Source organism: Nostocoides sp. F2B08, from assembly GCF_009184895.1.
Taxonomy (GTDB): domain Bacteria; phylum Actinomycetota; class Actinomycetes; order Actinomycetales; family Dermatophilaceae; genus F2B08.
Genome location: NZ_WESE01000003.1, coordinates 198,228 through 220,207 on the forward strand (window position 1 = coordinate 198,228; position 21,980 = coordinate 220,207).

Annotated in this window: 19 protein-coding genes and 1 pseudogene; 4 read left to right on the forward strand and 16 right to left on the reverse strand. The window is 70.4% G+C overall.

Annotation, left to right across the window (positions count from 1 at the left end; translation table 11 throughout):
• Nucleotide 1: 1 nt before the first annotated feature.
• Nucleotides 2-604, reverse strand: coding sequence for a bifunctional pyr operon transcriptional regulator/uracil phosphoribosyltransferase PyrR (gene pyrR, locus GA707_RS08345; protein ID WP_152177972.1), 603 nt, complete (start codon nt 602-604; stop codon nt 2-4).
• Nucleotides 605-1,026: 422 nt separating this feature from the next.
• Between pyrR and GA707_RS08350 the strand changes: the two genes are divergently transcribed.
• On the forward strand, nt 1,027-1,287 hold the full coding sequence (locus GA707_RS08350) for a hypothetical protein (RefSeq protein WP_152177973.1): 261 nt from the start codon (nt 1,027-1,029) through the stop codon (nt 1,285-1,287).
• Between the two features lie 27 nt (nt 1,288-1,314).
• On the opposite strand, the gene GA707_RS08355 is transcribed toward GA707_RS08350, so the two are convergent.
• From GA707_RS08355 to efp, 3 genes are read right to left on the reverse strand one after another with little or no spacing between them, the layout of a single operon-like run.
• Nucleotides 1,315-2,439 carry a GNAT family N-acetyltransferase gene (locus GA707_RS08355; RefSeq protein ID WP_152177974.1) on the reverse strand — a complete coding sequence of 375 codons (1,125 nt, stop codon included), beginning with the start codon at nt 2,437-2,439 and terminating at the stop codon, nt 1,315-1,317.
• Nucleotides 2,440-2,449: 10 nt separating this feature from the next.
• Nucleotides 2,450-2,863 carry a transcription antitermination factor NusB gene (gene nusB / locus GA707_RS08360; RefSeq protein WP_152177975.1) on the reverse strand — a complete coding sequence of 138 codons (414 nt, stop codon included), beginning with the start codon at nt 2,861-2,863 and terminating at the stop codon, nt 2,450-2,452.
• On the reverse strand, nt 2,863-3,423 hold the full coding sequence (efp, locus tag GA707_RS08365) for an elongation factor P (protein WP_152177976.1): 561 nt from the start codon (nt 3,421-3,423) through the stop codon (nt 2,863-2,865). Before efp ends, nusB begins: the two co-directional genes overlap by 1 nt.
• Before the next feature lie 174 nt (nt 3,424-3,597).
• On the opposite strand from efp, the gene GA707_RS08370 reads away from it, so the two are divergent.
• The gene (locus GA707_RS08370; RefSeq protein ID WP_152177977.1) at nt 3,598-5,343 is read left to right on the forward strand and encodes a phospholipase D family protein; all 1,746 of its coding nucleotides are present in this window, start codon (nt 3,598-3,600) and stop codon (nt 5,341-5,343) included.
• A gap of 32 nt (nt 5,344-5,375) precedes the next feature.
• Here GA707_RS08370 and aroB read toward each other — a convergent pair whose 3' ends face one another.
• From aroB to GA707_RS08420, 10 genes are all read right to left on the reverse strand, one after another.
• Nucleotides 5,376-6,470, reverse strand: a complete 1,095-nt coding sequence (aroB, locus tag GA707_RS08375) for a 3-dehydroquinate synthase (RefSeq protein WP_152177978.1) — start codon at nt 6,468-6,470, stop codon at nt 5,376-5,378.
• Nucleotides 6,467-7,003, reverse strand: a complete 537-nt coding sequence (locus GA707_RS08380) for a shikimate kinase (protein ID WP_152177979.1) — start codon at nt 7,001-7,003, stop codon at nt 6,467-6,469. The genes aroB and GA707_RS08380 overlap by 4 nt, the downstream gene beginning before the upstream one ends.
• The gene (aroC, locus tag GA707_RS08385) at nt 7,000-8,235 is read right to left on the reverse strand and encodes a chorismate synthase (protein WP_152177980.1); all 1,236 of its coding nucleotides are present in this window, start codon (nt 8,233-8,235) and stop codon (nt 7,000-7,002) included. The genes GA707_RS08380 and aroC overlap by 4 nt, the downstream gene beginning before the upstream one ends.
• A gap of 149 nt (nt 8,236-8,384) precedes the next feature.
• The gene (locus GA707_RS08390; RefSeq protein ID WP_152177981.1) at nt 8,385-9,065 is read right to left on the reverse strand and encodes an A24 family peptidase; all 681 of its coding nucleotides are present in this window, start codon (nt 9,063-9,065) and stop codon (nt 8,385-8,387) included.
• A complete protein-coding gene (locus GA707_RS08395; protein ID WP_193315267.1) occupies nt 9,062-9,877 on the reverse strand; it encodes a shikimate dehydrogenase in 816 nt (271 codons plus the stop codon). The genes GA707_RS08390 and GA707_RS08395 overlap by 4 nt, the downstream gene beginning before the upstream one ends.
• Nucleotides 9,870-11,117, reverse strand: coding sequence for an endolytic transglycosylase MltG (mltG, locus tag GA707_RS08400; RefSeq protein WP_152177983.1), 1,248 nt, complete (start codon nt 11,115-11,117; stop codon nt 9,870-9,872). Before mltG ends, GA707_RS08395 begins: the two co-directional genes overlap by 8 nt.
• Nucleotides 11,114-11,584, reverse strand: coding sequence for a Holliday junction resolvase RuvX (gene ruvX, locus GA707_RS08405; protein WP_152178254.1), 471 nt, complete (start codon nt 11,582-11,584; stop codon nt 11,114-11,116). Before ruvX ends, mltG begins: the two co-directional genes overlap by 4 nt.
• Before the next feature lie 31 nt (nt 11,585-11,615).
• A complete protein-coding gene (gene alaS, locus GA707_RS08410; protein WP_152177984.1) occupies nt 11,616-14,315 on the reverse strand; it encodes an alanine--tRNA ligase in 2,700 nt (899 codons plus the stop codon).
• A 127-nt stretch (nt 14,316-14,442) separates the two neighbouring features.
• The gene (locus GA707_RS08415) at nt 14,443-15,732 is read right to left on the reverse strand and encodes a replication-associated recombination protein A (protein WP_152178255.1); all 1,290 of its coding nucleotides are present in this window, start codon (nt 15,730-15,732) and stop codon (nt 14,443-14,445) included.
• Nucleotides 15,733-15,820: 88 nt separating this feature from the next.
• A complete protein-coding gene (locus GA707_RS08420; protein WP_152177985.1) occupies nt 15,821-16,588 on the reverse strand; it encodes a type 1 glutamine amidotransferase in 768 nt (255 codons plus the stop codon).
• An 86-nt stretch (nt 16,589-16,674) separates the two neighbouring features.
• Between GA707_RS08420 and GA707_RS21195 the strand changes: the two genes are divergently transcribed.
• Complete coding sequence (locus GA707_RS21195; protein ID WP_152177986.1) at nt 16,675-17,520, forward strand: GNAT family N-acetyltransferase; 846 nt, start codon at nt 16,675-16,677, stop codon at nt 17,518-17,520.
• A gap of 391 nt (nt 17,521-17,911) precedes the next feature.
• Here the strand turns inward: GA707_RS21195 and GA707_RS21200 are convergent.
• Nucleotides 17,912-18,412 (reverse strand): annotated as a pseudogene (locus GA707_RS21200) (glycosyltransferase family 2 protein); the annotation flags it as partial.
• Nucleotides 18,409-20,253: an aspartate--tRNA ligase gene (gene aspS / locus GA707_RS08435; protein WP_152177988.1), complete on the reverse strand. Its 1,845-nt coding sequence runs from the start codon at nt 20,251-20,253 to the stop codon at nt 18,409-18,411. The pseudogene GA707_RS21200 and the gene aspS, both read right to left, overlap by 4 nt.
• Nucleotides 20,254-20,396: 143 nt before the next feature.
• Here aspS and GA707_RS08440 point away from each other — a divergent pair, with 143 nt between their 5' ends.
• On the forward strand, nt 20,397-21,947 hold the full coding sequence (locus GA707_RS08440) for a hypothetical protein (RefSeq protein ID WP_152177989.1): 1,551 nt from the start codon (nt 20,397-20,399) through the stop codon (nt 21,945-21,947).
• Nucleotides 21,948-21,980 lie beyond the last annotated feature (33 nt).

Consider the following 21,980-nt stretch of genomic DNA (forward strand, 5'->3'; position numbering starts at 1 on the left):
CTCAGCGGCCCCCCACGTGAGATGGACCGGCCGCGATCCGGACGGTGTCCTCGATGCCGTCATGCGCCCTCAGCCGCACCTGGACCTTCTCGGCGTGTGAGGTCGGCAGGTTCTTGCCGACGTGGTCGGCGCGGATGGGCAGCTCCCGGTGACCGCGGTCGACGAGCACTGCGAGACGGACCGCCTTCGGTCGCCCCAGGTCGGACAGCGCATCGAGCGCGGCCCGCACCGTCCGACCGGAGTAGAGCACGTCGTCCACGAGCACCACCACCATGCCGTCCACCCCGCAGCCCGGGATCTCCGTCCGCATCGGGGTGCGGGTGGGCTGGCTGCGTAGGTCGTCCCGGTGCAGAGTGATATCGAGCGAGCCGACGGGGACCGCCGTCCCCTCGACCTCCTCGATCAGGACCGCGAGACGCTGGGCCAGGGTCACCCCCCTGCTCGGTATGCCGAGGAGGACGAGATCCTCGGCCCCCTTGTTGCTCTCGAGGATCTCGTGGGCGATTCGCCGAAGGGCCCGTGCGATGTCGTCGGGACCGAGGACGATCCGGCTCTCGGGGTCGACGGGGTGGCCCTGGGGTACTTCTCGATCGGTACGCGTCATGGACGCGGGACCTCCTTCCCTGCCTCACGGGACAGGTCGTTAAAGGACGTCTGGCGAGGCATACTCTAGCCCGTCGTTCGCCGGACCGGCGATGCGCCCCGCGCACCGAGACAACCCGTCATGGCGCTCTACGGCCCCGCAGATCACAGTGGTGTGAACGCGCCCCGCGCGGTTGGCACACCGGAGACGTGGGCGTGAGGGTCCGGGCATGCCAGGGGCGTGGTATGCCGCGCGGTTGGCACACCGGAGACGCGGGCGTCAGGCTCGGGTATGCCAGGGGCGTGGCGTGTCGCGCGGTTGGCACACCGGAGACGCGGGCGTCAGGCTCGGGCATGTCAAGGGCGCGGCGTATGGACCTCGACTGTCCGGCTGGTGAGATGCATAACTGATCAGCATGCCTCGGCAAACATACTGTCATACACATGGCCGGGTCACCGCTCGGCTTCCAGACACGGAGGTTTCGGATGATCTCGCCCGCGACCACGACAGCGGCGCCACCCGATCCCGCTCATGGCTCCACGGTCGACCCGGCCGTCGGCTCGGTGTCGGGCCGCGAGGAACCCGCTCCGCCACTGACGGTCTTCACCGAGCTCTTCCCCCCGACCGACGCCGATGTGGCCGGACACCGGTCGTGGCTCGCCCGATCTCCGTGGCCGGAGGTCGTCTTCGCTTCGGCGCGCTGAACCGGTCCGACGCGGGGGACGCGTCCGTCAGCCGGAGGACGCGTTCGCGCGCGGCCGCAGGTCCGTGAGGTCGTGTCGCACGGGCACGACGGGTGGCCGAAATCGCCGGACAGCCTCCAGGGTACGGAGGGCCGCGAGCTCGTCGACGATGGTCCGCGTCGGTGGGACGAGCGTCAGCCGACCCACCTCGGCGGACTTCACGAGATCCGTCACCGAGACCCACTCCGAGTGCGTTGCCTCCCCTGTGAGGTGCTCGAACTCTGCCCCGTCCCGGACCGGTAGCACGAAGAAGGCGACGTCGAACCTCGTGGGATAGCCCAACGGCGTGATCCACCGGTCCCAGGGGATCAGCTCGTCCGGATCGATCGCGGCGCCGGCCTCTTCGGCGACCTCACGCACGGCGCACTCCGTGAGGACGTCCGTGCCGCGTCCTCGCGCCACCTCCTCGTCCTGCGGGTCGACGCGCCCGCCCGGGAAGACCACCGCGCCGGGGGCGAAGTCCATCGTGAGAGCGCGGTGCTGGACGAACACCTCGAGAACACCCGCTCGCGATCGCAGGGGGATGACGCTGACCGCCGACCGTGGGGTCGGGTCGTCCTTCAGCGGTCGGGCCATCGCGACCCGCGCCCCGAGGACGTCGAGGCCCAGGGCCTGCTCGCGGTCGCGGTGATGGCGCAGGCTCTCCCGTCCGGGATCGGTCTCGTCCACGACGGCGAACCCCTCGCGCACGTACCAGGGGCCGTTCCACGACACATCGGCATAGGTCGTCAGGGTCAGCTCGGTCGCGCCCCCGTCCAGAGCCACGCCCATGGCCGCTCGCAGCAGCATCCGGCCGATTCCGCGCCGCCCCATGCTCGGGCGCACCGCGATCTGGTCGAGGTGCCACGACGTCCCCTCCCGGGGGCCGGGGTCGAGGACGTGGGCGAAACCGACGGCCGGCTGTCCCGCGGCGAGGACAACTCCTCGCCCGGCCCGCTCCCGGCCCGTGGTCGGCTCCGGCCATCCACGGGCTCCCCGCTGGTCGGCCAGCAGGTGGTCGACCAGCAGGCGGTCGGCGTCGGCCTCGATGTCCGCGAGGCGGTCGAGGTCCTCGGCCACCGTATACCGGACACTCGTCAGGGACAGGCGCGGCACCGCGGCCTCGGCGGTCATTCGCACCCCGTCACAGCAGAGTCGGCTTGACCTCGAGCAGCCGGCCCAGGACACCGTTGACGAACTTCGGCGAGTCGTCCGTCGAGAGCTCGGTGGCGAGGGCGACCGCCTCGCTGATGGCGACCGGCTCTGGAACGTCCGAGGCGTAGAGCACCTCGTAGGCGCCCAGACGGAGGATAGCGCGATCGACGGCCGGCATCCGGTCCAGAGTCCAGCCGTGGGCGTAGGTCGAGATGGCCTCGTCGATGTCCCGCCAGTGGTCCACTACGCCCTCGACGAGCGTGACGGTGTACTCGTTGAGGGGAGCCTCGGTGACCGGCGACGCGAGCCGCTCCCGAAGGAGCTCGAGAGCGTTGACCTTGCGCTGCTCGGCCTCGAAAAGCAGGTCGAGCGCGCGTTTGCGGGCCTTGCTCCGAGCGGCCACTAGCTGACGCGCCCCAGGTAGGAGCCGTCGCGGGTGTCGACCTTGACGCGGGTGCCGGCCTCGAGGAAGAGCGGCACCTGGATCGAGGCGCCGGTCTCGAGGGTCGCCGGCTTGGTGCCACCCGTCGACCGGTCACCCTGCAGACCCGGCTCGGTGTAGGTGACCTCGAGGATGACCGAGGCCGGCAGTTCGACGAAGAGCGGGGTCCCCTCGTGCCGCGCGACGAGGACGTCCTGGTTCTCGAGCATGTAGCTCGCTGCGTCGCCGACGACCTCTGGCGCGACCTCGACCTGCTCGTAGGTGTCGGGGTCCATGAACACGTAGTTGGAGCCGTCGTTGTAGAGGTACTGCATGGTCCTCTTGTCGACGTTGGAGGTCTCGACCTTCACGCCGGCGTTGAAGGTCTTGTCGACGGTCTTGCCGGAGAGGACGTTCTTGAGCTTCGTTCGCACGAAGGCCGGGCCCTTGCCCGGCTTGACGTGCTGGAACTCGACGACGGTCCAGAGCTGGCCGTCGATGTTGAGAACCATGCCGTTCTTCAGGTCGTTCGTGGTTGCCACAGGTCGTGGGTCGCTTTCTCGTTGAGTCGGTCGGGCGCGCCCGTCGGCGCGCGGGCTCCGTGTGACGTGGAGCGGGAACCGCCCGATTCTACCGGCCGGTCCGCCGTCCCCCGGACGATCGCATCACGCTCCCTGAGTGTCCCGGGAGTAGTGCGGATCAGACATGATGGGGTCATGGGCCTTGCCGACTGGTACCTCAGCCATGCCGAGCGCGAGAACCCCCACACCGTCCTCGACGCGATCCGAGAGGGCCGCACCGCCTGGACCACCGGAAACGAGGTACGCCCGATCGTCCATGGCGCCCCGTACTTCGCCGAGCTCGCCGAGCGGATCGGCAGCACCGGGCCGGGTGACCGCATCTACTTCGTCGACTGGAGGGGCGACGCCGACCAGCGCCTCAACGACGCCGGCGATACTCTCGTCGACGTCCTGACCGGGGCGCTCGGGCGAGGAGCCGACGTGCGCGGACTGCTCTGGCGGTCGCACTGGCGCAAGGTCGGCATGCACGCCGAGCAGGCCTTCGCCCTCGGCAGGGCGATCGAGGCGGCCGGCGGGCAGTGTCTGCGGGACATGCGCGTCCGCACGGCGGGTGCGCATCACCAGAAATTCGTCATCATCCGCCATGAGAACGCTCCGGACCGTGATGTGGCGTACGTCGGCGGCATCGACCTGTGTCACAGTCGGCGCGACACGATCGAGCACACGGGGGACGTCCAGGCTCTCGACGTCGCCGAGGAGTACGGCCCGCGCCCGGCCTGGCACGATGTCCAAGTGGCCATCCGCGGGCCCGCCGTCCACGATGTCGAGACGACGTTCCGGGAACGCTGGGAGGACGGCACGCCGCTCACGCTCAACCCCGGCCGCCGACTGACGTCCTGGCTGCAGGCCGAGGACCAGGACCCCCGGCCGCTCGGCCCGCAGTGGGCTCCCCCGTCCCCGGTCTCCGACGCTCACGACGCGGTGCAGGTCGTGCGGACCTACCCTGCGATCCTCCCGCGCGGTTACGACTTCGCGCCGGACGGCGAGACGAGCATCGTGCGGGGCAACGCGAAGGCGATGTCCCGGGCCCGGCGTCTGGTGTACGTCGAGGACCAGTACCTCTGGGGGGACGATGTCGGCGAGCACTTCGCCACGGTGCTGCGGGATCGTCCCGGGCTACGCCTCGTGATCGTTCTGCCGGTGCTTCCCGACATCGACGGCACGGTTGCGCGGACCTCGCAGTTCGCCGCCCGGCTCCGGGCGCTGGAGCCGATCCTCGATGCGGGCGGTGACCGGGTGCTCGTCCTCGGGCTGGTCAACCGGTCGGGACTGCCCATCTATGTCCACTCCAAGATCTGCATCATCGACGACCGCTGGGCCAGTGTGGGTTCGGACAACTTCAACCGCCGTTCCTGGACCAGCGACACGGAGATCGCCTGCGCCATCATGGACGACAGGGTGGACGAGCTGGACGAGGAAGACCCGTCGCCGACGGACGCGTTCCCTCTGCGGCTGCGTCGCACGCTCTGCGCCGAGCACCTCGGCGTACCCGAGGACGAGGTGCCCGAGGACCCGGACGAGCTCTTCGAGGCGCTGCGCTCGGCGGCCGAACGCCTGGAGGGCTGGTATGCCGGCGGGGACGACGAGCGCTCCAGGGTGCTGCGGCGGCTCACCCGGTCCCGGTCCGGGCGACGCCGGTTCCGGACCCGGTCCTCAGCGCGGCGACGGGCGGCCCGCTCGGCCGCGGCGCGGCAGCAGCGGGCGCAGGGTCTCGGACGTCGCCCACCGGGCCAGGTCGTCCGACTCGATCCGCCGGATCTGGCCGCCTGGGAGCGTCTGTGGGCGGACCGGTTGTACGACGTGATCGACCCGGACGGAACGGTCCTGCGCGAGGAGGAGCTGCCAGAGCTCAGTGAGCCGGAAGCAGCTCCTCGAGGCTGATCGCCCTGGGCCGACCCGCTCGGTTCGCTTGTTCACGGGCGGGTCGACACCTGTCGGTATGCGGTGCGCAGCAGGTCCTCCGAGGGGCCTTCGAGCCGGGTCACCGAGGCGAGTCCGTCGAGCACGACGAAGCGCAGCAGCGCGCCGCGTGACTTCTTGTCCCGTCGCATGGCCTCGAGGAGTCCGGCGAACCGGCTCTCGACGCCCGAGCCCCAGAGGTCGGCCGTGGGCAGGCCGATCGAGTCGAGGACGGTCCGGTGCCGGGCGACGAGCTCGGCGTCGATCAGTCCGCCGGCCCTGGCGAGCTCAGCCGCGAAGACCATCCCCACGCTGATCGCCTCCCCGTGCCGGAGCCGGTAGCCCTCGGCCTGTTCGATGGCGTGCCCGAGGGTGTGCCCGTAGTTCAACGTCTCGCGCAGCCAGGCCTCGGTGAGATCCTCGGAGACGATGCGCGCCTTGACCCGGATCTTGCGCTCGATGAGCTCGCGCAGGACCGGTCCGCGCACGTCCTGACAGGCACGCGGGTCGCTCTCGATGAGCTCGAGGATCCGGGGATCGGCGATGAACCCGCCCTTGACGACCTCGGCCAGCCCGGCACGGACGTCGTCCGGGGGAAGGGTCTCGAGGGTCGAGAGATCGCACACCACGGCGTGCGGAGGGTGGAAGGAGCCGACGAGGTTCTTGCCGGCCTGCGTGTTGATGCCGGTCTTGCCGCCCACCGCCGCATCCACCATCGCGAGGACGGTGGTGGGGATCTGGACGACGGCCACGCCGCGCAACCAGGTGGCCGCGACGAAACCGACGAGATCGGTGACGGTGCCTCCTCCCACGGCCACGAGCACGTCGGTCCGCGTGAAGGCCGCCGCACCCAACCGGTCCCAGAGGTCGACCGCCGTGGCGATCGTCTTGGCAGACTCCGCGTCGGGGACCTGCGCGCGGTGCACCTCGAGGCCGGCATCCTGCAGCGCGGACTGCGCGAGGTCCGCGTATGTGCCGAGCGTCTGCGGGTGGACGACGAGAGCCCGCTCCGCCCGTGGCGGAACCAGTCCGCCGACCTGGGCGAGCAGGTCCCGTCCGACGAGGACGTCGTAGTCCTCACCGACGGTGATCCTCGTCGCCGCCGTCACCGCTCGACCGCCGAGGCAATGAGGGCGGCGACCTCCCGCGCAACCTCGGTGGCCTCTCGTCCCGCCGTGTCCACCCGCCACCGACCGAGCCGCTCGTAGGTCTCCCGGCGGGCGTTCATCATGGCGACCCACGTCGCACGCGGGTTCACCGCCAGCAGGGGTCGCGAGGTGTCGAAGCCGATCCGCCGAGCGGCGTCGGCGATGCCGACGTCCAGGAACACCACCGGTCGGCCGGCCAGGCTCGCCGCGATGTCGTCCTGCATGGGCGCACCGCCGCCGAGGGCAAGCACACCGGGATGATCGTCGAGGAGCCGCAGTGTCATGACCCGCTCGACCTCGCGGAAGTACGGCTCGCCGTCATCGACGAAGATGTCCGCGATCGGGCGTTGTTCGCGCTCGACGATGACGTCGTCGACGTCGAGGAACGGCACCTCGAGCAGGTCCGCGAGCAGCCGGCCCACGGTGCTCTTGCCCACGCCCATCGGACCGATGAGGATCGCGACCGGCCCGGACGTGGCGGTGTACGACGTCATCGCGTCCACAGACCCGTGCGCATCGCGTCGGGGATCGCCGCGAGATAGGCGCTGTGGTTGCGCGCCGTCTCGACGACACTGTCGCCCCCGAACTTCTCCAGGCAGGCCTCCGCGAGCACCAGTGCGACCATGGCCTCGGCGACCACGCCTGCCGCGGGCACCGCGCACACGTCCGAGCGCTGGTGGATCGCCGTCGCCGCGTCTCCCGTCCTGATGTCGACCGTGCGAAGGGCACGAGGAACGGTGCTGATCGGCTTCATGGCCGCGCGGACCCGCAGGACCTCACCGGTGGACATCCCTCCTTCGGTCCCACCGGCGCGGGACGAGGCACGCCGGATCACGCCCTCGGCGTCGTGCGCGATCTCGTCGTGCGCCTGGGACCCGCGACGCCGGGCGGTGGCGAAACCGTCGCCGACCTCGACACCCTTGATGGCCTGGATCCCCATGAGAGCGGCCGCCAGACGCGCGTCGAGCCTGCGGTCCCAGTGGACGTGGGATCCGAGACCCGGCGGAAGGCCGACGGCCACGACCTCGACCACGCCGCCGAGGGTGTCACCGGCCTTGCGGGCGGCGTCGACCTCGGCCACCATGGCGGCGCTGGCCGCAGAGTCGAGCGAGCGGACCGGGTCGGCGTCGAGCGCGTCGACGTCCCCCGGGGCCGGGACCGGGTAGTCCTCCCCCACCCCCGCCGCGCCGATCGAGATGGTGTGGGACACCAGGCCGATCCCGTACGCCTGACGCAGGAACCTGGCCGCGACCTCGCCCAGAGCCACCCGAGCGGCGGTCTCGCGGGCGGAGGCACGCTCGAGGATGGGCCTGGCGTCGGTGAAGCCGTACTTCTGCATGCCGACGAGGTCGGCGTGACCGGGGCGTGGGCGGGTCAGCGGCTTGTTCCGCGCGAGCTCCTTCTCCGCGCCTATGTCGTCACTTCCCGCGAGGGCCATATCGGTGACGGGCTCGGGGCTCATGACCACGTCCCACTTCGGCCATTCGGTGTTGGCGATGTGGATGGCGACGGGGGACCCGAGGGTCACGCCGTGCCTGACGCCTCCGAGGAAGGACACCTCGTCCTTCTCGAAGCTCATCCGGGCTCCCCGCCCATAGCCCAGCCGCCGCCGCGCCAGCGCGGCTTGCAGATCGCTCCTGGTCACCTCCACCCCCGCCGGCAGGCCGTCGATCGTGGCCACCAGAGCGGGACCGTGCGACTCTCCGGCGGTCAACCAACGCAGCATGCAGGCATCTTGTCACGCGTCCGGGGCCGGCCGTCCTGGGTGTTCGGTGGGAGGGCGTCGCGCCGTGGCCCGTTCAGTGGTGTCCGGTCATCCGGCCGCATGCATGGGTCGTGCCGGCGTGGGCATCAGGGGGCCCGCGCGCGGGAAGGTCAACCCACGAGGTCGACGACGTCCAGTCCCGACACGATGGCGAGGAAGGCACCCGCGCACATGGCCGGTCCGTAGGCGAGCGGCGTTGACCCGCTCGCTCCGCGGAAGGACAGCATGAAGAGCGCGATGACCCCGCCGAACAGGAAGGTCGCCATCGTGCCGACCACCAGGGCGTCGCTGCCGAGGTAGCCGAGGCTCAAGCCGATCACGCCGGACCATTTCACGTCGCCCAGGCCCACCTGGCCACGGCTCACCAACCACAGCAGGCCGAAGAGAAGCACGAGTGCCACCATTCCCAGCAGAGCGCCGATCCATCGACGGTCGCCCTCGATGAGCGAGGCGAGGAGCAGGAGGCCGAACACCGTCGGATAAGCCGGATAGGTCAGGCCGTTCGGCAGCCGGTGCACGTCGCTGTCGATCCACACGAGGACGACGGACAGCCAGGCGAGCAGCAGGTATGCGGGGACCGCGGACCAACCGATGCGTGGGACGAGGCTCGCTGCGACGAGCGGCCAGAACACGGCGAGGGCGAGGACCGCCCACCACGAGACCCAGGCGTGCCACGCTCCCGCGCGCGGTCGGTCGTCCGGGATGCGGTATCCGTAGTCGAGGAGCTCATCGCGCGTCCGCCATCCCAGAGCCGCTCCGGACAGCGCGAGCACCGCGAGGGCGGGGGTCATGGCGCGGACCCGACGGCGGCCCGCATCGCATCGACATCGGGAGACCCACCGGTGAAGATCTCGACCTGCCGTGCCGCCTGATGGAGCAGCATCTCCAGTCCCGACACGACCCGACCGCCCGCAGTCTCGACGGCGGCCGCGAGCGGGCTCGGCCACGGGGCATAGACGACGTCGAAGAGGGTGATCCCCCGCATCGCGGTCGCCGACCGGGCGAGCGGGGGGCCCGCGCCAGCCGGCACGGTGGACACGATGAGCGGCGGAGGACTGCTGGCCCACTCGGTGAGCGGAACGGGCCGGGCTCGCAGGCCGAGGTGCTGGGCGAGATCCGCGAGAGTGCGCGCGGCATCGGGCCGGCGGGCCGCGACCTCGACGCGAGCCACGCCCATCGACCTGAGCGCGAGGACTGCCGATCGGGCGGTCGCTCCGGCGCCGATGACGCGGGCGGCGCCACCGTGGTCCACGCTTCGAAGCGCGGCGACGATCCCGTGCACGTCGGTGTTGTGACCCACCCAGGCTCCATCCGGCCGGCGCACGAGGGTGTTGATCGACCGTGCGTCTCGGGCGAGCTGGGATGACTCGGCCGCGACGTCGAACGCCACCTCCTTGAGCGGCATCGTCAGACTGAGCCCGCGCCAGGACGCGTCCAGACCCTCCACGAATCCGGCCAGTCCCGGCTCGGCCATCTCAATGGCTGTGTACGACCATCCGGACAGCCCCAGGCTCCGGTAGGCCGCCTCGTGCAGAGCGGGCGAGAGGGAGTGCGAGATCGGCGATCCGAGGACCGCTGCCCGGCGTGTCGTCCGGTCAGCCACCACCGGTGCACTTGCCCGGGTTGTCCTCGCACCACTGCACCCGGAGCCGGTCGTTGGCCTGGTGCTCCTCGAAGGTCTCCGCGAACAGCGTCTCACCGGTGTCGAGGTTGACGGTGACGAAGAAGAACCACGGTCCCTCGGTCGGGTTGGCCGCCGCATCGATCGCTGCTCGTCCGGGGTTTCCGATCGGTCCCGGGGGCAGGCCCTGGATCACGTACGTGTCGTACGGATGCGACTTCGCCTCCTCGAACTCGGTGCGGGTGAGGTTGCCGCGCTTCTGGAGGGCGTAGTTGACCGTGGAGTCCATCTCGAGGCGGCCGACCGTTGGGCCGGTCGGGTCCGCGAGCCGATTCTCGACAACCTGGGCGACCTTGCCCAGATCCACGTCCGCACGGGCCTCACCCTCGACGATCGACGCCACGTTCAGGGTTCGCTGCCAGTCCTCCTCCGCGACTCCCGCGTCGGTGAGCTGCTCCTTCATCTCGTCGACGAGCGTCTTGAGGTGGACTTCGGCGGGGTCGTCTGTCCGCAAGGTGTAGGTCGCCGGGAACAACCATCCCTCGACATCTCCCCCGGCCTGGTCGGGCAGACCGATCGCCTCGGCGTCCTCCGCCGCGGTCTCGTAGTCCTCGATGGGGACTCCGGTCGCCTCGGACAGCGCAGCGAAGACCTCGGACTTCCACAGGCCCTCTCGGATCGTCACCGGCTCTCCGAGGTAGCGGTTCGCCGGGTCGTTGAGGGCGGCGAGGGCGTCGGCGGCGCTCATCTCGCGCACGAGGGTGTACTCCCCTGGCTGCACCGCCGCGGCGGCCTCGGGGTCGGCGCTGCTCGCGCGCACGAAGGAGTCTGTCGAGGCGATGACGCCGGCGTCGACCAGCGCGCGCGCGATCGCCGATCCGCTGTCCCCGGGGTTCACGGTCACCGTCACCTCGCCCGAACCGGGACCCGCGTAGTCCTCGACGGGACTCGACAAGGCGCCGTCGACCATCGGCGTGATGATGCGGAACGCGCCGTAGGCGAGGCCGGCGAGCAGGGCGAGTGCGACGAGGGGCACGATGAGACGCGAGGCCCGACTGCTCTCGTGGTGACGGCGGTGTCCACCGTGCTCGCGCTGACGGCGGGCCTCGGACCGGGACCGGGGGGCTGTGTCCTGCTCATGGTGGTGGTCGTGCCCGTCCGACGGGTGGGCGCCATGGTGGTCGTCGCCTCCGAAGATGGAGTCCTCCAGATGGGGCTTCACCCGTGCTCCTTCCGCCGGCGGGCATGTCGGGGCTTGCGCCCGGTGCTGACGAGCTCTCCGGCGGGGCGGCCAGAACTGCTCTCGAGGTCCAACGCCCCCTGCAGGATCAGCACCGCGGCGGCCTGATCGACGACGGAGCGCCGCCCGCGCTCCCGCATACCACCGGCTCCGAGCTGTCGGTGCGCACTGACCGTGGTCAGTCGTTCGTCGACCAGCCGGACGGGGACCGGTGCCACACGTGAGGCGAGATCACGAGCATAACCGCGTGCCATGCCCGCAGCGGGCCCCTCGTCCCCACGGAGTGTGCGAGGCAAGCCGACGTAGACGGTGCGAACGGCGTGCTCGGCCATCAGGGCCGTCACAGCCTCCATGTCCTCTGGGGGCACCGTCGTCACCGGGTGGGCGAGCACTCCCCCAGGGTCGCTCAAGGCGATGCCGACGCGGACCGACCCGACGTCGATGCCCATTCGGACACCGACCTCGAGCGCGAGTCCCGGGTCAGTCCCCGAGCTCACCGACGCGCCACTCGATCGCCGACAGGGCCTGACCCACCGCGCCCGGGTCGCTTCCGCCGCCTTGTGCGAGGTCGTCCTTGCCGCCGCCACCACCACCGAGGTGCGGTGCCGCGATCCGCACCAGGTCACCGGCCCTGATGCCGCGCGCGCGAGCCGGTTCGTTCGTGGCGACGACGATGACGGGTCGACCTCCCTTGGTCCCGGTGACCGCGACGACGACGGGACGGTCCGTTCCGAGCCGACCCCGGGCGTCGAGAACCATCGCTCGCACGTCGTCGCCACCGGCTTCACGTCCGGCGTCGTGTCCGAGGAAACGGACCGCCCCGACGTCGCGCACCGAGTCGGTCAGCCGCCCGGCGGCGGCGAGGACCTGCTCCCGGCGCAGGCGTTCGAGGTCACGCTCGGCATCCTTGAGCCGGCCGAGCATCGTGCCGATCCGCTCGGGGAGCTCCTCTGGTCGCGCCTTGAGCATCTCGGTGACCTGACCGACGATCGCGTGCTCACGGGCCAGGAACGAGTAGGCGTCCGCACCGACCAGCGCCTCGACCCGGCGGACCCCCGATCCGATCGAGGACTCCCCTAGAAGGGTGACCAGACCCAGCTGGGTCGTCCGCTCGGCGTGCGTGCCGCCGCACAGCTCCTTGGCCCAGTCACCCACCGAGATGACCCGCACGGCGTCGCCGTACTTCTCGCCGAACAGCGCCATGGCGCCGATCTCGAGCGCCTCGACCTGTGACATGACGTCGGCCGAGACGGCGAGGTCCTCGAGCAGCAGGGCGTTGACCCGCTGTTCGACGTCGCGCAACACGGAGGCGGGGACGGCGGAGGTCGCCGTGAAGTCGAACCGGAACCGTCCCGGGGCGTTCTCGGAACCGGCCTGGGTGGCCGTGTCACCGAGTGCTTCGCGAATCGCCTTGTGGACCATGTGCGTCGCCGTGTGTGCGCGTGAGATGGAGCGCCGACGCTCGATGTCGACCTCGGCGTGCGCGCTCTCGTCGGTGTGGACCTCCCCCGCCACCACGGTCGCCCGGTGCACGATGAGTCCGGAGATGGGCTTCTGTACGTCGTGGATCCGCACGACCGCCCCACTCGCGAGCTGCAGGACTCCCCCGTCCGCGAGTTGTCCGCCACCCTCGGCGTAGAACGGGGTTCGGTCCAGGACGACCTCGACGTCCTCACCGGCCCGGGCCGCGACGACCGGCTCGCCGTCGCGGATCAGCCCGGCAACCCTGGCCTCACTCGTGACCTCGTCGTAGCCGGTGAACTCCACCTCCCGACCGAGCGCGTCGGCGAGTTGGCGATAGGCCCCGGTGCCCCCGTGACCGACCTTCTTGGACTGGGCGTCGGCCTTGGCACGGTCGCGCTGCTCCTGCATCAGGCGCGTGAAACCCTCGCGATCCACCGACAGTCCCTGCTCGGCGGCCATCTCGAGGGTGAGGTCGATCGGGAACCCGTAGGTGTCGTGAAGCTGGAACGCCCGCTCCCCCGAGAGCGTGGCCGAGCCCGTCCGCCTCGTCTCGACGACGGCACTCTCGAGGAGGGTCGTGCCCGATGCCAGGGTGCGCCTGAACGCCTCCTCCTCCGCGTAGGCGATGGTGCTGATCCGCTCGAAGTCACGCTCGAGCTCGGGGTAGCTGTTGCGCATCCGCTCGACGGAGATCGGGAGAAGCTCGGGCAGACAGGCGTCCTGGTACCCGAGCAGACGCATCGCGCGCACAGATCGGCGGAGCATGCGGCGGAGCACGTATCCGCGGCCCTCGTTGCCCGGAGTGACGCCGTCACCGATGAGCATGAGCGAAGAGCGCACGTGATCGGCGACCACCCGCAGGCGCACGTCGTCCGGATGCGACTCCGACGCCGCATGACCCGACCGGGCGCCGTACTCGCGGCGTGTCATCTCCGCTGCCCGGGCGAGCACTGGGTAGACCTCGTCGATCTCGTACATGTTGTCGACACCCTGGAGCAGGCTGGCCATCCGTTCGAGTCCCATGCCGGTGTCGATGTTCTTCTTCGGGAGGTCACCGGCGATGTCGAAGTCGGCCTTGGACCGCACCGCGGACAGCTCGTGCTGCATGAAGACGAGGTTCCAGAACTCGAGGAACCTGTCCTCGTCGACCTCCGGTCCGCCGTCCGGTCCGTACTCACGGCCGCGGTCGTAGTAGATCTCGCTGCAGGGTCCCCCGGGGCCCGGGACGCCCATGTGCCAGTAGTTGTCCTCCTTGCCGCGACGGACGATCCGCTCGGAGGGGATGTCGGTCGTCTCGATCCAGAGCTCGATGGCCTCGTCGTCGTCCTCGTAGACGGTCGCCCAGAGTCGGTCGCCGTCGAGCCCGAACCCGCCCGACTCCTCGCCGGAGGTCACCAGGTCCCAGGCGAGTCGGATGGCACCTTCCTTGAAGTAGTCGCCGAAGGAGAAGTTGCCGTTCATCTGGAAGAACGTGCCGTGTCGGGAGGTCTTGCCGACCTCCTCGATGTCCTGGGTGCGTACGCACTTCTGGACGCTGGTGGCCCTGTCCCAGGGCGCCGACTCCTGACCGAGGAAGTAGGGCTTGAAGGGGACCATGCCGGCGTTGACGAAGAGGAGGTTCGGGTCGTCGTGGATCAGTGGCGCAGAGGGCACCACGGCGTGACCGTTCTTCTCGAAGAAGCGCAGCCAGCGCCGACGGATCTCTGCGGTTTCCATGGGTGGATCACGTTCCTTGCGACTCGGGAGCGCCGGCGACGAACGGATGGGCCGGCCGGCTCGGGATGACAGGCAAGCAGGGTATCGCGGTCGGCGGTAGCGGCCCTAAGCCATAACCCTGCGCCGCTTACCGCCCGAGCCGCTCGCGGAGCCACCGCCAGCGCTCCTGGAGACGGGCCTCGAAGCCGCGATCGGTCGGCCGGTAGTAGTCGGTACGTCCGGCCAGGTCGTCGGGCAGGTAGACCTGTCGGGCCACGCCCTCGGGTTCGTCGTGCGCGTAGACGTAGTCCATCCCGTGCCCCAATCGGGCCGCACCCGCGTACCCCGACCCGCGCAGGTGCGCCGGAACGGCCCCACCACGGCCGCCGCGGACGTCAGCGATCGCCTCGTTGATCGCGAGGTACGCGGCGTTCGACTTGGGCGCGAGCGCGTTGTGGACCACCGCCTGGGCGAGGATGATCCTCGCCTCCGGCATGCCGATCTGGGCCACCGCGTGCATCGCCGCGACAGCGGTCTGCAGGGCGGTCGGATCCGCCATGCCGACATCCTCGCTGGCGGCGATGACAACCCGGCGGGCGACGAAGCGTGGGTCCTCCCCCGCCTCGAGCATCCGCGCCAGGTAGTGCAGCGCGGCATCGACGTCGGAGCCACGCATCGACTTGATCAGGGCCGACGCCACGTCGTAGTGCTGGTCACCGGTCCGGTCGTACCGGACGGCCGCGGTGGCCACGGCTCGCTCGGTGTGCGCCAGGGTGATCGCGAGGGGCCGATCGTCACCGCCGACGGGTGTGTCGTCGCTCGCCACGCCGGCCGCGGCCTCGAGGGCCGTGAGCGCCCGACGGGCGTCACCTCCGCTCACGCGCAGCAGATGGTCACGAGCCTCCGGTTCCAGGAGGTATGCGCCGGCCAGGCCACGCGGGTCGTCGACCGCCGACTCGAGCACAGCCGTGACGTCCTCGTCGTCGAGTGAGGTGAGCGTGACGAGAACGGACCGCGACAGCAGGGGCGCGATGATCGAGAAGCTCGGGTTCTCCGTCGTGGCCGCGACGAGGATCACGTGCCGGTTCTCGACACCCGGCAGCAGGGCGTCCTGCTGGGCCTTGGTGAATCGGTGGATCTCGTCGAGGAACAGCACGGTGTGCCGGCCGTACAGGTCGAGAGTGCGCAGGGCCTGATCCATGACGGCGCGGACGTCCTTGACACCCGCGGTGACGGCGGACAGCTCGACGAAGTCGCGGTCTGCGGCAGTGGCCACGAGGTGGGCCAGGGTGGTCTTGCCCGTCCCCGGCGGCCCCCAGAGAATGGCGGAGAGCGGCCCGGCCGCACCCGTTCCTCCGTCGATGAGTCGCCGCAGGGGGCTTCCCGCGGCCAGGACCCGGTCCTGCCCTCGGACCTCCTCGAGACTGCGCGGTCGCATGCGCACGGCGAGCGGAGCGCGCACGATATCGCCCTCGGCGGGCTCCGCGGAGCCGAAGAGGTCGGGGGTCGGGGACACGCCCGCCACCCTAGTTCGTCGTGGCCCGACGGACGACGGCGATCCACGCGTCGATGACGTCCGACCAGGTCCGGACGAGGGTCGGCTCGGCCCGGGCGACAGCGCTGACGAGTCGGTCCGGGTCGAGCGAGATCGCATGAAGGCGAGCGGGATCCGAGTGCGCCCACGTCCGAGCCGTCCGTGTACGTGCCTCAATGTGGAACTGCAGACCCCATACCGCCTCACCGACCGCGAAGGCCTGGACGGGACACCGGTCTGATCGCGCGAGGACCTCGACCGGCCGCCCGTCATAGAGCTCGGGGAGGTCGGTCACCTCCCACCAGTGCCAGGCGAGCGCTTGGGCGTCCGGGTCGAGGCCGCGCAGCAGGCTGCCGCGATGGATGTCCCCATCGGTGGGTCGGATCCCGACCAGTCCGATCTCCGGGCCGTCAGGTATGCGGCGCACCCGTCCCCCGACCGCCATCCCGAGCAGCTGGGCACCGAGACACACAGCGAGTGTCGGCACCTGGCCGAGAATCGCCGTGCGGAGCAGCTCGCGCACGGCCGGGAGCCACGGAGCACCGGCGTCGTCGTCGGGATCCATGCTCCCGCCGAGAATCACCAGGCCGTCGACGCCGGCCGGTGACCTCGGCACCTCGCGGCTCCGGTCCGGTCCGACGGTGTCGACGCGCAGCCCGGCCGCTTCCAGCCGCTCCCCGATGAGCGCGGCGTCCACATCCGACTCGTGCTCGACGACCAGCACGGTCGGTACTCCCTGCCTTCGCGCCCGGCCTGTCACCGCAGCAGGGTAACGGGCGGCCGGGGAACGGACGCCTGGGCCACACCGGCATCATGCCCGCCGCGACCACCTGACACCATGTGCCCATGACCGATGCCTCCCTCAGGGCCTTGGAGGACCTCGACGCGCTACTGTCGGTCGACCACCCGGTGCTCACCTACGACATCGGCCCTGGATTCACTCCGCCGGCGTACGCGCTGGGCGCGCTGGCCGAGGGGGGCGCCGTGGCCGTCCAGCGACGCTCGGACCGCGGCCACCCGGGCTTGGCAGTCATCGGGGCGGCCACTGCGGTGCGCCGGCTGCTGCTCAGCGAGGAGATCGGCGACCTCGTCCGACTCCGCGGCCTGACCCACGTCTCCGTTCCCCGCGCGGCGTTCGAGCACGTCGCAGACGTCCACGACTGGGCCGGGGGCGGCGAGTGGGACTGGATGTGGACGACGACCACGCTGCCGACGTTGCCCCACGAAAGCGACATCGAGATCGTCGACGATGCTGCGGCCGCCGAACTCGTGGAGTTCCTGCGCCGCGCCAACCCGCGCACGCACGGAGAGCCCTTCGCCCGCCCGGACCAGCTGTGGGTGACCCTCCGGGATGATCGCGCCCTGGTCGCCTGCGGCTCCTGGGACCTGGCGACATCCGGCATTCCCGTTCTGACGGGTATCGCGGTCGATCCGGCCCGGCGCGGCGAGGGCTACGGGGCGGCGATCACCGCATACCTGACCCGACGGGCGGTCTCCACCTGCGGCGCCTGCACGCTCGGGATGTTCGCCGACAACCTCACCGCTCGGCTGTTGTATCACCGTCTGGGATATCGGACGGGGGCGCAGTGGTCCTCCCGGTGGTTCGCCCACGGCGCTGACGGGACGAACGGCCCAGACCGGGCCCGCCCGATCGGTAGACCTCCTGGACGCCGTACAGCGGCCGCCCCTTGACCTCGTCGTAGATGCGACCGACGTAGGTTCCGATGATGCCCATGAGGAGGAGCTGCAGGCCGCCGACGAGGAACACGGACGCGACGATGAAGGTCCAGCCTTCCACGACCCGCTCCGGGAAGAAGATCTTGATGCCGACCGCGTACATCAGCCCGAGCAGGGCGAGCCCCGAGACGACCAGACCGGCACGGGAGATCAGCTGAAGCGGCTTCGCCGAGAAGCTCGTGATGCCGTCGACCGCGAACTTGACCATCCGGCGGAGCGGGTAACCGCTGCTGCCCGAGTGTCTCGCCTCCCGGTCGAAGAGGACCGCCTTCTGCTTGAAGCCGATCTCGGCGATCATGCCGCGAAGGAAGCGGGAGTGCTCGCCGTACCGCCGCAGCTGATCGGCGACCGCCCGGTCGATGAGCCTGAAGTCGCCTGTGTTGCGCGGGATCTCGACCGACGACATCGCCCCGAGGATGCGATAGAAGACATCGGCCGTCACGCGTTTGAACGCCCCGTCCCGACGACTCCGGCGCTGGGCGTAGACCACGTCCCAGCCGGCCTGCCACTCGTGGATGAGCTCGAGGCTGACTGCCGGAGGGTCCTGCAGGTCGGAGTCCATGATGATGATCGCATCACCATGCGCATGGTCGATTCCCGCGGTCACGGCCATCTGGTGACCGAAGTTGCGGGCGAGGTCGACCACGACCACGCGGCTGTCGCGCTCGGACAGTCCGATGAGCCGATCCAGCGAGCCGTCGCGGCTGCCGTCGTTGACGAAGACAAACTCGACGTCGACGTCCAGAGTCGCGATCGCCGCATCGACCTGGTCGTGCAGCAGGTCGATGTTGCCCTCCTCGTCGTAGATCGGGAAGACGTACGAGATCAGTGGACGCGAACCGCTCATCGGATCTCGGGGACCATGGGTTCGACCGATTCGGACCCGCTGGGGACACGGTCGAGCTCGGGGACCGCGTCGACCCCGGCGTCGGCGCGCTGCTCGGGGGTGATCGGCGCGGGGGCGTCGGTCAGCGGGTCGTACCCGCCACCGGACTTGGGGAAGGCGATGACGTCGCGAATGCTGTCGTAGCCGCCGAGCAGCATGACGATCCGGTCCCACCCGAAGGCGATGCCCCCGTGCGGGGGCGCGCCGTACTGGAAGGCCTCGAGCAGGAACCCGAACTTCTCCTGGGCCTGCTCGGGGGTCAGTCCCATGACGGTGAAGACCCGCTCCTGGACGTCGCGTCGGTGGATACGGATCGATCCTCCGCCGATCTCGTGCCCGTTGCACACGAGGTCGTACGCATAGGCGAGGGCCTCGCCCGGGCGCTGGTCGAAGGTGTCCTCGAACTCCCGCTTCGGCGATGTGAACGCATGGTGGACCGCTGTCCAGGCGCCGTCCCCCACGGCGACGTCACCGGCGGCGGTCGCCTCCGAGGCTGGCTCGAACAGGGGCGCGTCGTTGACCCAGACGAAGCGCCACTCCCCCTCGTCGATGAGGCCGCACCGGCGGGCGATCTCGAGCCGGGCTGCGCCGAGGAGGGCGCGTGAGGACTTGGTCGGTCCGGCTGCGAAGAACACGCAGTCGCCAGGCTTGGCTCCGACGTGCTCGGCCAGACCCGCCCGCTCCGACTCGCTGAGGTTCTTGGCGACCGGCCCGGACAGCTCGACCGACCCGTCCGCCGCCTGCGTGACCAGGACGTAGGCAAGCCCGCGGGCGCCACGCTGCTTGGCCCAGTCCTGCCACGCGTCGAGCTGTTTGCGCGGCTGGCTGGCACCGCCCGGCATCACGACGGCTCCGACATACTCGGCCTGGAAGACCCGGAAGGGAGTCTCCGAGAAGTACTCGGTGCACTCGACGAGCTCCTGCCCGAAACGGAGATCGGGCTTGTCGGTGCCGAACCGCCGCATCGCCTCCCCATAGGTCATCCGGGGGAACGGGGTGTCGAGCTCGACGCCGATGAGCGACCAGATCTCAGCCACGACCGCCTCACCGAGCTCGATGACGTCGTCCTCCTCGACGAAGCTCATCTCGATGTCCAGCTGGGTGAACTCCGGCTGGCGGTCGGCCCGGAAGTCCTCGTCTCGGTAGCACCTGGCGATCTGGTAGTACCGCTCCATACCGGCGACCATGAGGAGTTGCTTGAACAACTGCGGCGACTGGGGCAGCGCGTACCACTTGCCCGGGGCCAGGCGGGCCGGCACGAGGAAGTCGCGAGCGCCCTCCGGGGTCGACCGGGTCAGGGTGGGCGTCTCGATCTCGACGAAGTCCCGCTCCCCGAGGACCTTGCGGGCCGCGGCGTTCACGCGCGAGCGCAACCGGAGCCCGTGCCCGGCGCTGTGTGCCCCGGGCCGACGCAGGTCGAGGTATCGGTGCCGGAGCCGCGCCTCCTCACCCACGGCGACCCGCTCGTCGATCTGGAACGGAAGCGAGGCGGAGGGGTTGAGCACCGAGATCTCTCGGGCGACGACCTCGACCTCGCCGGTCGGGAGGTCGGGGTTGACGTTCTGCCGGTCCCGTAGGGACACCTCGCCGTCCACCCGCACGCAGAACTCGCTCCGGAGGTCGTGTGCCGCACCGGTCAGGACCTCGTCGCGCGCGACGACCTGGACGACGCCCGAGGCGTCGCGCACGTCGATGAAGGCCACCCCTCCATGGTCGCGGCGCCGCGCGACCCAGCCGGTGAGGGTGACGGTCTGGCCGGCGTCGGCTGCGCGCAGGGTGCCGGACTGATGGGTGCGGAGCACGGGAGATCCTTCGGAGACGAGTGAGTCCATCCGTGGGTGGCCACGGACGACGGACGATGATCGATCACATCCTACGGACCGCCGGCTGACGCGCCGAACTGCGAATGCGTGCAGAGACCTCGCCCGCACGTAGGCTTGTCGGCGTGCCCGCACTGACTCGACGAACGCTCCTCGGTGGGGCTGCGGCGACCGCGTTGGTCGCGGTCACCGGCTGTTCCGACGACCTCGCGCTACCCGACCTCGGGGGCGCGGAGGCCGAACCGTCCCCCGAACCGCCGACCTTGGTCCGCCGAACTCCAACCGATTCGAGCAGTCTGAGCGGCGATGCCGCCGCCGCGGCCGCGGCCCTGTCCGGGCTGCTGCTCCAGAGCTCCCGGGTCGCCGTGCTCACCGGGGATGAGGCGGCTGCGCTGGGCACCGCCGCCGAGCTGGCGTCGGCCGGTCAGTGGCCCGTCCTCGTCGGGGAGGCTGCGACACCACTGCCGTCGCAGACCCTGGACGAGCTCGAGCGCCTTCGCGTGGAGTACCTCGTCGTCGTGGGCGAGGCACCGGACGCGGCGTCGCAGCTCGCTGCCCAGACCGGTCTCGAGCCCGACCGCGTCATCGTGCTCCCCGCCGCCGGACCGGCCGTACCGCCCGACGGGGTCCCCGTGGGCGAGCCTGCGGACGGACCTCCGCTCGCCCTCATCGTCGGCGCGTCCTCGTCGATGGACGCGGCCGCCGCCTCGGCGGCCGCTCTCGGCGCGGTCGTCCACTCCGAGGTGACCGACCCCAGGGAGGAGTCCGACGTCTTCGAGGCCCTGCGCAGCGAGCCGGCCCTGCCGCTCGCGACCGCCGCGTCGGAGCAGTCCGCCGCCGAGGCACTCCTCGTCATGGGCGCGATGGCCCAACGTGCCGCTGAGCTGCCCGGAGGCGGCGTGACAGTCTTCCCGCACCGCCGGATGGTGGCTCTGTACGGCCACCCTGGAGCGCCCGTCCTCGGTCTACTGGGAGAACAGGACGTCGAGGCGAGCATCGTGCGCGTAGGGACCTATGTCGACCGCTACCAGCCCCTGGTCGAGGAGACCGTGGTCCCAGCCTTCGAGATCATCGCGAGTGTCGCGACCGCGGGCGCGGGCGACGACGGCAACTACTCGAAGGTGTGGCCGCCCGAGATCTTCCGTGCCTGGGTGGACGCGGCCAAGGAAGCCGGGGTCTACGTGGTCCTCGACCTGCAACCGGGACGATCCGACTTCCTGACGCAGGCGCGGGAGTACGAGGAGCTGCTCATCGAACCCCATGTCGGCCTGGCACTGGACCCGGAGTGGCGCCTCGGCCCGAACGAGCGTCACCTCGTGCGGATCGGCTCGGTCGAGGCCGCGGAGATCAACCAAGTCAGTGACTACCTCGCCGAGCTCGTCCGCACGCACGACCTCCCCCAGAAGGTCCTCACCCTGCACCAGTTCAGGGTCTCGATGATCCCCGATCGCGATCAGGTCCGCACGGACCACCCTGAGCTTGCGATCGTCCTGCACGCCGACGGACAGGGATCTCAGCCGGCTAAGCAGGACACCTGGCGGGTTCTGAAGCAGGACCTCCCCGAGAACATGTGGTTGGGCTGGAAGAACTTCTACGACGAGGACGCGCCGATGCTGACGCCGGAGCAGACGGTCGCGCAGGTCGAGCCGGTCCCGTGGTTCATCTCGTACCAGTGACCTGACCACGCCAGGACCCGATCAGACGTGCAC

Bases quoted from the DNA above. Each gene is read 5' to 3' on its own strand.
- pyrR (WP_152177972.1), bottom strand. From the start codon at position 604: ATGACGCGTACCGATCGAGAAGTACCCCAGGGCCACCCCGTCGACCCC.
- GA707_RS08350 (WP_152177973.1), top strand. From the start codon at position 1,027: ATGGCCGGGTCACCGCTCGGCTTCCAGACACGGAGGTTTCGGATGATC.
- GA707_RS08355 (WP_152177974.1), bottom strand. From the start codon at position 2,439: ATGACCGCCGAGGCCGCGGTGCCGCGCCTGTCCCTGACGAGTGTCCGG.
- GA707_RS08370 (WP_152177977.1), top strand. From the start codon at position 3,598: ATGGGCCTTGCCGACTGGTACCTCAGCCATGCCGAGCGCGAGAACCCC.
- GA707_RS08380 (WP_152177979.1), bottom strand. From the start codon at position 7,003: ATGACGTCGTACACCGCCACGTCCGGGCCGGTCGCGATCCTCATCGGT.
- aroC (WP_152177980.1), bottom strand. From the start codon at position 8,235: ATGCTGCGTTGGTTGACCGCCGGAGAGTCGCACGGTCCCGCTCTGGTG.
- GA707_RS08390 (WP_152177981.1), bottom strand. From the start codon at position 9,065: ATGACCCCCGCCCTCGCGGTGCTCGCGCTGTCCGGAGCGGCTCTGGGA.
- ruvX (WP_152178254.1), bottom strand. From the start codon at position 11,584: ATGGGCATCGACGTCGGGTCGGTCCGCGTCGGCATCGCCTTGAGCGAC.
- alaS (WP_152177984.1), bottom strand. From the start codon at position 14,315: ATGGAAACCGCAGAGATCCGTCGGCGCTGGCTGCGCTTCTTCGAGAAG.
- GA707_RS08415 (WP_152178255.1), bottom strand. From the start codon at position 15,732: ATGCGACCGCGCAGTCTCGAGGAGGTCCGAGGGCAGGACCGGGTCCTG.
- GA707_RS21195 (WP_152177986.1), top strand. From the start codon at position 16,675: ATGACCGATGCCTCCCTCAGGGCCTTGGAGGACCTCGACGCGCTACTG.